3 protein-coding genes are annotated in these 3,754 nt (G+C 67.8%); 1 reads left to right on the plus strand and 2 read right to left on the minus strand.

Going from position 1 to position 3,754, the window contains the following annotated elements; translation table 11 throughout:
* Positions 1 to 556, plus strand: a 556-nt coding sequence (locus AX744_RS09755; RefSeq protein ID WP_157543570.1) for a glycosyltransferase, incomplete at its 5' end; no start/stop codon positions are given.
* A 45-nt stretch (positions 557 to 601) separates the two neighbouring features.
* Here the strand turns inward: AX744_RS09755 and AX744_RS09760 are convergent.
* Complete coding sequence (locus AX744_RS09760) at positions 602 to 1,912, minus strand: lipopolysaccharide biosynthesis protein (RefSeq protein WP_061016594.1); 1,311 nt, start codon at positions 1,910 to 1,912, stop codon at positions 602 to 604.
* A 10-nt stretch (positions 1,913 to 1,922) separates the two neighbouring features.
* Positions 1,923 to 3,754, minus strand: a 1,832-nt coding sequence (locus tag AX744_RS09765) for a right-handed parallel beta-helix repeat-containing protein (RefSeq protein ID WP_231728778.1), incomplete at its 5' end; no start/stop codon positions are given.

The raw sequence follows: 3,754 nt of genomic DNA on the forward strand, positions 1-3,754 counted from the left end.
TCCCCGCACAGAGGGCCCCCTCCGCGTGCTCTACATCGGGCGTCTCTCCCCCCGCAAGGGCCCCGATCTCGTGATCGCGGCGGCCTCACGACTCCACTCCGCCGGGCGCGCAGTGGAGGTCACCCTCCTCGGCGCGGTCTTCGAGGGCTACGAGTGGTTCGAACGCGACCTTCGTGCACAGGCGTCCGAGGCCGGGGTCACCGTCGACTTCGCCGGATTCCACACCGACATCTGGCCGTTCCTCGAGCAGGCCGATGTGCTGCTCGTGCCATCACGCGTCGACGAACCCTTCGGGAACACCGCCGTCGAAGGCGTCCTCGCCCTGCGACCGGTGATCGCGAGCGACAGCAGCGGACTCCGGGAAGCAGCAGGCGGTTACGGCACGGCGAGGCTCGTCGCGGCCGGCGATGCGGAGGCGATCGCTTCCGCGCTGACCGACATCGACGCCCGGTGGGATGAGATCGTCTCGACCGTCGCAGACAGCCGCGCCGAGGCCCTGCGCAGGCACGCGCCTCAGGTCTACCGCTCGAGCATCTCGACGCATCTCCTGGGCTGACCCGCACCCCGGTCTGCCACACCCTCCGGCGGGTCAGAGTTCTCGCTACACCTGTTCCAGCTCGCCCACGGTGAGCCGCTTCTTGTTCCGGACGATGTAGATCGAGAACGGAATCAGCTGGCACACGACGAGGGCGAACGCGACGCCGATCAGGGGTCCTGCGATGCCCAGCACAGGAGTGAGCACGAACGAGAGGGTGATGCCCACGGCCGCCATGCTGAGCGTGGGGATCACCTGGAAGCGGATTCCCGGCTTGTCCATGATGAACATCCCCAGGGGGTACACGGCCGCCGTCATCATGATCATCAGACCGAAGGCGAAGATCGTGCTCGTGCGCACCGTCAGCTCGCCCTGGGTGATGAACCCGAACAGCCACGGGCCGACGAGCCACACCATCACAGTCGCGACGCCGATCGCCGCAGCGAACAAGACCGACAGCAGGAACGGCCCACGCCGGAGGTCACCGTCGTGGCGGCTCTTCGCGAAGTGCGGCCAGAGCGCGAGTCCACCGGCCATCACGAGTCCGTTGAGGGCGAAGAACACCTGGCCCGCCACGCCGTACTCGGCGACGTCGGTGGGTCCGCCCAGCTGAGCGATCACGTAGCGCTGCGAGCCGACGGCGATCGGATACGTCACCATCTGGGCGAGCATCGGCCACCCGACGTCCATCACCCGCACGCCCGGGTAGCGGCGAGGATGCAGGACCATCCGGGCGGCCGAGGGGATCAGCGGCGAAGTCGTGCGAGCCGTGATGAGGATGCCGAGCACGGATACCAGGAAAGACGCGCCGAAGGAGGCGATCGCCACGAAGGAATGGAGATTCTCGCCACCGAAGGTGAGCATCAGCCAGACGCCCGTCATCGTGAGCGGCGAGATCAGCCCCTGGAGGAGGATCACGATGTGGTTGCGACGCTGGCCCAGCATGATCCGCGCCCACACCCCGAGCGGGATGCCGAGACAGAAGATCGTGACGCAGTAGAAAGCGGCCAACGAGGCACCCGGTCGCCCTCCGGCTTCACCGAACACCAGCTCCCAGGCACCCGTGAGCACGAGGACCGTGTTGATCGCCATCGCCGTGGCGGCGAAGGTGAGCAGCACCCGGCCGACGGAGGTGAGCTGGTACCGCAGCTTCTCGTCGGTGTGCACGTTCGTGCTGGTCGCGACAGCGTTGACGAGGACCGCGCCGCTGCCGAGGTCTGTGAACGTCAGCAGCGAGGGGATGGTCGTCAACAACGTGTACAGGGCGAAGCTGTCGACGCCGGCGCCGCCGATGATCATCCGGGTCGTGATGACGCCGCAGACCAGCGCGATGACCATCGTCAGCGCACGCGCGCCGACAGCGAGAAGAGAACCCATGTTTACATCGTCACCGGGGCAGGGCTCCCAGTGTCGTGCTGCTGCCGGGGAGTCGCGATACTGAGGCGATGTCGGACGGCACCGGCACCGCCACCGACCCCTGCGTCGCGGCGAACTGCGGCAGCAGGGCGAAGCCGGCGTCGACCACCGGGGCTCCCTCGACGAACTGCGACCGTCGATCCTGCCCCGTGGCCGCGGTGAACGCGGCCAGCGTATCCGTCACCGCGGGGTCTCTCGAGACGGAGCCCTTCGACCACGCGGAGAACCAGCGGGGGGTGCCCGGTGACGTGCGGTGATAGAGGTTTCCGTTGACGCTCGACATCATCTGCGAACCCGTGTACTGCAAGGAGAAGTCCTGGACGCAGACCAGGCAGTTGCCCGCGCTCTCGGCCACGATGTTGTTCGATGCCACGATGTTCCTCGTGATCCAGGACGCCTCGGGTGCGTACCGCGTTCGCGGGTCGTGCCCCGGCGTGTTCGGGTCGGAGGCGCGGCGGGCGTCCATCGCGATGCTGATGTTCCGGTTCCCGTTGCCGACCAGCGTGTTGTTCCAGATCTTGACGCTGCCGGAGTTCAGCACCCACAGGCCGAACTCTCCGTTTCGGGCGATGACGTTGTCGGCGATGACCGCACGTTCCGACAGCTCCACCATCACGCCATGCCCGGTGTTGCCGATCACATCGTTCCCGGTGAACGCGATATCAAGCACGGACTCGTCGAACCATGGTCCGCGGCCGTCGTTCCCGGTGAACGCGCTGTCCGTGACGGTCACCCCCCTGGTGCGGGTGACCTTGAACGCGCCGGACACCGGTGCGTCGTTGAAGTGCTCCATGTTGTTGCCCACGGAGAGCATCTGCGTCACGGTCAGTCCGTCGGCCTGCGATGCGCCGCCGCCCAGCAGACCGTTGCCGATCAGGGAGACACGGGTCAGCGTGGTCGCCGACGCCCACGAGTAGAAGCCTGTGGTCGAGTTGTCGCGGATCGTCACATCGGTGAGCGACACGTGCGGTGCAGCGGCGATGACCGTGCCCATCTGCGGGACGCTGGTGGCGTATCGGCGCACTCCGATCCCGCGCACCTCGGTCCCTGCGGAGCGGATGGAGAGCGCCTGCGTGAGCACGCTCGCCTCGACCGACTTGCCCGACGGGTTCGTTCCGATCACCAGACGCTTGGCGGAATCGTCGACGAAGAAAGTGCCTTCTGCGACCTGGGCGACGGATGCGACCTCGCGCAGCTGGACTCCTGCCACCCACACCTGATCCGGGTGCGCGGCCATCGGGTGCGCCGGATCGACGAATCTCCACTCCGCCGCCGTGTTGTCGGGCGCGCCCTTCGTGTAGGTCGGACTCGCATCGAGGGCTGTGTTCCAGCCGTCGACGAACCAGGTGCTTCCCGAGGCCTTCCAGCCGGTGACCGGCTCGGCGCCGTCGAACCACACGGACTCGTTGGGCGCCGGCTGGATGGTGACCCGCTTCTGCGCGGGCACCACGACCTCTTCGTGGTACGAGCCGCCACGCAGGACGATCGTCCCCCCGTTAGGGACGATGCGGAGCGCGGCAGCGACCGACTTGACCGGTGCGTTCCTGGTGCCGGAGGCTCCGTCGAACCCTGCGGGTGAGACATAGACGGCCGTCGCCGGAGCTTCGTACACGAGCGTCCCTGGGGCTTTGGCCCCTGGTTCGCCGCGCAGGCCCTCAGGCGTCACGGGAGGCACCGGCTCGGGTTCAGGGGCCGGTGTGGGCTCCGGGGCCGGTGTGGGCTCGGGAGACGGGGTCGGCTCAGACGGGGTCGGCGTGGGCTCGGGAGCCGGCGTGGGCTCAGGTGACGGGGTGGGCTCAGGAG

Source organism: Microbacterium sp. CCH5-D1 (assembly GCF_001557335.1).
In the GTDB taxonomy this organism is placed as follows: domain Bacteria; phylum Actinomycetota; class Actinomycetes; order Actinomycetales; family Microbacteriaceae; genus Microbacterium; species Microbacterium oxydans.

Bases quoted from the DNA above. Each gene is read 5' to 3' on its own strand.
- AX744_RS09760 (WP_061016594.1), bottom strand. From the start codon at position 1,912: ATGGGTTCTCTTCTCGCTGTCGGCGCGCGTGCGCTGACGATGGTCATC.